6 protein-coding genes are annotated in these 6,488 nt (G+C 59.5%); 3 read left to right on the forward strand and 3 right to left on the reverse strand.

What is annotated here, in order from left to right:
- The gene (locus ACIOMO_RS14980; RefSeq protein ID WP_401241631.1) at positions 1-870 is read right to left on the reverse strand and encodes an SDR family oxidoreductase; all 870 of its coding nucleotides are present in this window, start codon (positions 868-870) and stop codon (positions 1-3) included.
- A 12-nt stretch (positions 871-882) separates the two neighbouring features.
- Entirely contained in the window at positions 883-2,667 is a 1,785-nt protein-coding gene (locus tag ACIOMO_RS14985) for an acyclic terpene utilization AtuA family protein (protein ID WP_401241633.1), read from the reverse strand.
- A 185-nt stretch (positions 2,668-2,852) separates the two neighbouring features.
- Between ACIOMO_RS14985 and ACIOMO_RS14990 the strand changes: the two genes are divergently transcribed.
- The 3 genes from ACIOMO_RS14990 (at position 2,853) to ACIOMO_RS15000 (ending at position 5,466) form a co-directional block, all read left to right on the forward strand.
- Positions 2,853-3,476, forward strand: a complete 624-nt coding sequence (locus tag ACIOMO_RS14990; protein ID WP_159815159.1) for a TetR/AcrR family transcriptional regulator — start codon at positions 2,853-2,855, stop codon at positions 3,474-3,476.
- Positions 3,477-3,567: 91 nt separating this feature from the next.
- A complete protein-coding gene (locus tag ACIOMO_RS14995) occupies positions 3,568-4,365 on the forward strand; it encodes an ABC transporter substrate-binding protein (RefSeq protein WP_053122232.1) in 798 nt (265 codons plus the stop codon).
- Positions 4,366-4,452: 87 nt separating this feature from the next.
- Positions 4,453-5,466: a GNAT family N-acetyltransferase gene (locus ACIOMO_RS15000; RefSeq protein WP_282354232.1), complete on the forward strand. Its 1,014-nt coding sequence runs from the start codon at positions 4,453-4,455 to the stop codon at positions 5,464-5,466.
- Positions 5,467-5,576: 110 nt separating this feature from the next.
- On the opposite strand, the gene ACIOMO_RS15005 is transcribed toward ACIOMO_RS15000, so the two are convergent.
- Positions 5,577-6,131, reverse strand: coding sequence for an RNA polymerase factor sigma-70 (locus tag ACIOMO_RS15005; RefSeq protein WP_053122228.1), 555 nt, complete (start codon positions 6,129-6,131; stop codon positions 5,577-5,579).
- Positions 6,132-6,488: the final 357 nt, after the last annotated feature.

A 6,488-nucleotide genomic window follows, 5' to 3' on the forward strand; every position in this document is an offset into this window, starting at 1 on the left:
TTACTCCTTGTCCTTCAGCACGTCCGGAAGGTAGGCGCGATGGAAGCCATTGAACGACTCGCTGTAAGTCGCCTTGTGCAACGGCCAGGCACGGCTACCGAGGCTGGCCGCGCCATCGATTTTCAATGTGCTGCCACTGATGAATGCCGCCGCCGGGCTGAGCAGAAACACAATCGCCGCGCTGACTTCCGATTCGGTGCCGATGCGCTTGAGCGGCACATGCTCGCGCAGGGTCGGAATCACCGCTTTGAACGCGCCTTCGTAAGTGTCCATGCCGCTGGAGGCGATCCAGCCCGGCGCCACCGCATTGACCCGCACCCCGGCATAACCCCATTCAAACGCGGCGGTTTTGGTGAAGTTGTCCATGCCCGAACGCGCCGCGCCGGAGTGGCCCATGCCGGGCATGCCGCCCCACATGTCGGCGAGCATGTTGACGATGCTGCCGCCGTGCTTGCTCATCGACTGGTTGAACACTTCCCGCGCCATCAGAAAACCGCCGACCAGATTGGTACGCAGCACGGTTTCGAAACCTTTCTGATTGATCGAAGCCAGCGGCGACGGGTATTGGCCACCGGCATTGTTGACCAGACCATGGATCGGCCCGTGCTCGGCGATCAGTTCCTTGACCAGTTGTTTTACCGCTTCTTCATCACGAATATCGCAGACCTGCCAATGCGCGCGGCCGCCGTCCTCGGCAATTTCGGCGGCGACTTTTTCCAGTTTTTCCGGTTTGCGCCCGACCAGCAGCACGTTGGCGCCGAGCGCTGCCAGTTCATGCGCGGTGCAACGGCCGATGCCGCTGCCGCCACCGGTGACGATGATGGTCTGGCCGCTGAACAGCTCGGCATTGAAAATCGACGCGTAAGCCATGCACACCATCCTCTAGTCGAGCTGTTCGGCGATGCTCTGCGGCACCGGGATCTGGATTTCCAATAATTGCTGGGCGAAGGCTTTGCCTTGCGGGTCGATGCGCAGACTGGCCACGCCGCCACCGCCGAGAGCGTTTTCCAATAGAAAGTTGAGACTGTGGGTGCCGGGCAGATACCAGCGTTCGACGCGGCCGTGGATCGGGTCGAGCACGTGGCTCATCCAGTCGACGATCACTGCCGGAGTCAGCGCTTCGGCGATCCACGGCAAGTATTCGGGTTTGCGCGGCAGCACGCCGATGTTGCTGTGATTGCCCTTGTCACCGGAGCGCGCCACGGCCAGTTTCACCAGTGCCACGCTGGCATCGGCGCGGCCCTGAGGTTTCGGCGGTTGCTGGGCAATCGGCAAATCTTCACTGTCGAGGGCGACCAACGAGGGCAGGGCGCAAGGATGGCGTTCACCGGCAAGATCGATCTGCAAGGTGCAGGCGTTTTTATCGATCAGGAATGAAAACAAACGGATCAGCGGATACACGGTTGGCCGTCCGCCAACGATACCGGTCAGCCCGGGCGCCATGCCGGTCGCGGCCTGGGCGATTTCTCGGGAGAACAGAATCAGCGCCTGTTTGCTCGGGTGCCGCACGGCGAGTTTGATCACCACTTCGCGGCTGTCACGGCGTTGCCCGTGCGGGCCGTAAGTGGCTTCGCTGCCGAGCAGTTCGATGTGGGTTTCGCTGTAGGGCGCCCAGCCACGCTGGCTGAACATTTCCGCGGTCTTGTCGATGATTGCCTGACTGACGCGCTGCGCTTTTTCAACGGCATCGATACCGGCGATCAGGCAACTGGCGGTGCAGCGAAAGCCGTCCGGCCAGGTGGCGCTGACCTTGTATTTATCCGTCGGCGGCAGGCCTTTGGCGCCGTGTACGTGCACCGCGTTTTTGCCTTGCTGCTGAAGTTTGACCTCGGTGAAATCGCAGACGACGTCGGGCAATAGATAGGCCTGCGGATCGCCGATTTCGTAAAGCATTTGCTCGCCAACGGTCAGTGGCGTGACCAGTCCACCGGAACCTTCCGGTTTGCTGACGATAAATTGGCTGTCGGCGCTGACTTCGACGATTGGAAAACCGATGTGCTCGTAATCCGGCACGTCGCGCCAGTCGGTGAAATTGCCGCCGGTGCATTGCGCGCCACATTCGATGATGTGCCCGGCCAGTGCGGCTTGGGCGAGTTTGTCGTAGTCGTGCCACGACCAGCCGAATTCGTGCACCAGCGCGGCGCTGACCACGGCGCTGTCGACCACGCGGCCGGTGATGACGATATCGGCGCCCAGTCGCAACGCTTCGACAATGCCCGGCGCACCGAGGTAGGCATTGGTCGAGACGCACATTGGCGGCAACGGGGCGCCGCTGAACATTTCAGTGATGCCGCTGAGTTGTTTGAATTGCGGTTGCAGGTCATCGCCGAGCAACACGGCGATTTTCAGTGGGATGCCGGCCTTGTCGCAGGCCGCTTGCAGGGCAGCGGCGCAGGCTTGCGGGTTGACCCCGCCAGCGTTGCTGATGACGCGGATATTTTGCTCGGCCAGTTGTGGCAGCAGCGGTGTAAGGACTTCGATAAAGTCCCCGGCGAACCCGGCCTGCGGGTCTTTCATGCGCGCGCCGGCCATGATCGACATGGTGATTTCGGCCAGATAGTCGAAGACCAGATAATCCAGTTTGCCGCCGTCGACTAACTGCGCGGCGGCGGTCGACGTGTCTCCCCAGAATGCACTGGCGCATCCGATGCGAACGGTGGTGGGCATTTTTATCTCCGACTCAGCAACCTGCGACAGAAGTGTCTGGAGGCTACCAAGCAAGCGCTTGGTTTGTAAACAGCGAAACACTATCTTCTGCCCAAGCGCTTGCTTGGTTGCCGTTGGCGGCTTAAATTGCGCGCAACCCTGCGGTTTCAGGGGGCAACAGACTGATCGACTGTAGGAGAGAACGGGTGGACGAGCAAAAAGCCCTGAGGGTCATGCGCGAATTGGTCGACGACGGCCAGTTGACCGACCCGGACAGCGCGCGCGGCAAACTGCTGCAAGTGGCGGCTCACCTGTTCCGTAATAAAGGCTACGAACGCACCACGGTGCGCGATCTGGCCGGTGCGGTGGGGATTCAATCGGGGAGTATTTTTCATCACTTTAAAAGCAAGGACGAAATTCTCCGGGCGGTGATGGAAGAAACCATCCGTTACAACACGGCACTGATGCGCGCCGCGCTCGCCGATGCGAACAATGTGCGTGAGCGGGTGCTGGCGCTGATTCGCTGTGAATTGCAGTCGATCATGGGCGGCAGCGGCGAAGCGATGGCGGTGCTGGTGTATGAATGGCGTTCGTTGTCCGAAGACGGCCAGGCCAAAGTGCTGGCGTTGCGCGATGTCTACGAAGACCTTTGGCTAGAGGTGCTCGGCGAAGCAAAAAAGGCCGGATTTATTCGCGGCGACGTATTTGTCACTCGACGTTTTCTCACCGGTGCGTTGTCCTGGACGACCACCTGGTTCCGTGCCGGCGGCAGTCTGAGCCTCGATCAACTGGCGGATGAGGCGCTGATTCTGGTGCTTGAAGAGCGCTGAGACGCTTTCTATCAGGCGGTGAAACTGGCTAACTGGGCGAAACCGCCTAGCTTGAATGCATTGATCGGTATTTTTCGGGGAGTGGGGTGTTTTGAAGTCTTCGCCAATTCGGACGGCGTCGGGCGTGATGCTCGCAGCGCTGGCGGCATTCTGGTTGTTGCCTGCGCAAGCAGCGCAACTGGTTCGAGTGGGCGCCGCGCACTTTCCGCCGTACACCATCCGCCCGGAAAACGGTGCCGACACCGGTCTGCTGCCACAATTGGTCGAGTCGCTGAACCGCCTGCAAAAAGACTATCAATTCGTCCTCGTGCCGACTTCGATCCCGCGACGTTTCGGTGATTTCAAGCAAGGCCGGATCGACATGGCGATCTTCGAGAACCCTGATTGGGGCTGGAAGGAAATCCCTCACACCGACGTCGACATGGGCCTTGAAGACGCCGAGATTTTCGTCGCGCAACGTGAAGACGGTCGCCAGCAGAACTATTTCGCTGACCTTAAAGGCAAGCGTCTGGCGTTGTTCAGCGGCTATCACTATGAGTTCGCCAACTTCAACGCCGACCCGAAATTCCTCGCGCAGAATTTCAATGCAACGTTGACCTATTCCCACGACAGCAACCTGCTGATGGTGCTGCGCGGGCGCGCCGACATTGCTCTGGTGACGCGCTCCTATCTGAGCGATTACCTGCTGCGCAACGAGAAGGTTCGCGACGAGTTGCTGGTGTCGCAGCGCATTGATCAGGTTTACCACCACTACGCGATTCTGCGTCCCGCCGCGCCGATCACCGGCGAGGCGTTCGGCAAGCTGTTGCAAGGCCTGCGCGACAACGGCGAGATGCTGAAAATCTTCGATCCGTACAAGATTGCCGTGGTGCCAGTGCCGCATCACTGAGGCACTGATTTCTCTGCCAAGCCTAAATTTCCCCTGCCGGATCACGTCCCATCGTTGAACTGTCGACGATTATCGTGAGCCCGACCCATGTCCAATCTGAATGACCTGACTGCCTTGTCTTTGCCTTCGGGCAGCCAACTGGTAGCCGATGCCACCGAAAGCCGTCTGAGCCTGAGCCTGGACGGGCAACCATTAATTCGCCTGCGCCTCGATCGCGAGGCCAAAGGGCCGATCCAGATCGATGAGCGTTTCGCCTTGCCGCCGGGGCAAGCGCTGTGGGCAGCCTGTTATTGGCTATTCGCCCGCGATCCCGAATGCCAGCAATTGACCTGGCAACTCGATCAACCGCCGACCGAAGCCTTGCTCAGCGGTTTGCTGGTGAGCACCGAGGTGGCCGGTGAATATCGCTGCGAGCGCACGTTGTTCTGGCAACTGCCGCAACCGTGGCTCGGTACGTCGCTGACCGGCAGCTATCCGCAGCAAATGGTCATCAGCGCTGGCAAGCGCCATCCACTGCGACCGGTGAAACCGCGCGGTGAAGTCTATCGGCGTTTCGATGCGCGGCTGGGCGCGTGGATTTCCCTGCGCACCGTGGAAATCGAAGAGGATCTGCCGCGCTTCAACCGTTGGCAGAACAGCCCGCGTGTCGCCAGTTTCTGGCAGGAAGAGGGCAGCATCGAGAAGCATCGCGAATACCTGAGCAAACTCGACGCCGACCCGCACACACTGACCTTGATCGGCTGTTTTGATGATCAGCCGTTCGCCTATTTCGAAGCTTATTGGGCCAAGGAAGATCGTATCGCGCCGTTCTACGATGCCGACGATTACGACCGGGGCATTCACATGCTGGTGGGGGAGGAGGATCACCGTGGCCCGCACAAAGTCGCGAGCTGGTTATCGGCGCTGGTGCATTACTTGTTTCTGGATGATCCGCGCACCCAGCGCGTGGTCGCCGAACCGCGTGCCGATAACGCGAAGATGATTGGCCACATGCAGAACCAGTGCTTCCACTGCGAGAAGGAATTCGACTTCCCGCATAAGCGTGCGGCGCTGATGATTCTGGGGCGTGAGCGGTTTTTTGATCGGTGCAAGTTGGCTTGAGGTGATCTGAAAGCAAAAGATCGCAGCCTTCGGCAGCTCCTACATTTGGAATGCGTTCCCCTGTAGGAGCTGCCGAAGGCTGCGATCTTTTTCTATCTGTCGACCCGGTCTCAGCGACGCCCCGCAATCACCACATCCCGACGACTGCTCGACACTTTGCGGCAGTGCACCAGCGCATCGCGAATCATGAAGTTGACCAGGGTCGGCGAAACACCGAGTTCCTTGGCGATGTCCTTTTGCGGCACGCCGTGCAAGCGGTACATCTCGAACGCGTAGCGAGTGCGGCTGGGCAGCTCGGTCAGTGCGTCGGCGATGTGCTCCAGGGTGGAGAAGTTGATGTGCGAGGTTTCCGGCGAAGCACCTTGAATGACCACGTTCAGCCCTTCCTCTTCAGGGCCGGAGTATTTCTGCTCCAGCGCCTGTTTGCGGTAGTGATCGATGGCCAGGTTGCGCACGATCTGGAACAGATAACTCAGTTGTGCCTTGATCGACGACGTGATCGGTGGCGCCGATTGCAGTCGGAAAAACGCATCCTGCACCACGTCTTCGGCACGTGACCGGCAGCCGGTAATGCGGGCTGCAATCTTGACCAGAATCAGTCGATTGTCGACGAATGCCTGAAGTAGCGGTGAATCGCACCTGCTTGTGGATACTGGTTCCGTCATGGAAATCACCTTGCTGCCAAATAGGTTAGTGGGACGCCTCGGGGGGACGGGGCCGTCCTACACATCGAGCGACAAATTATGTTGAATGATAATGATTGTCAATTGAGAAAGAGAACTAATGATACAAATTGGTGCGTTGTGAGAACTGCGACACGCCGCCGCATCCCAGCCCCGTTGGCGATCCAGCCTGCCGACTAATTATTTCAAGACGTCATCCGTTCTCATTGGTGAATGGTTCCGGGTACCGAACCCCGACCAGACAGCATTCCGCAGCCTTGCGCGGTCGGCACAGACCGCGCCCTGCATGCCCTTGAGGGCGTGACGCAGCAACCCGATTCCACTCAGCAAGCCGACTTC

Origin of the sequence: Pseudomonas sp. NPDC087804, assembly GCF_044742965.1 — a bacterium.
Lineage (GTDB): Bacteria > Pseudomonadota > Gammaproteobacteria > Pseudomonadales > Pseudomonadaceae > Aquipseudomonas > Aquipseudomonas rustica.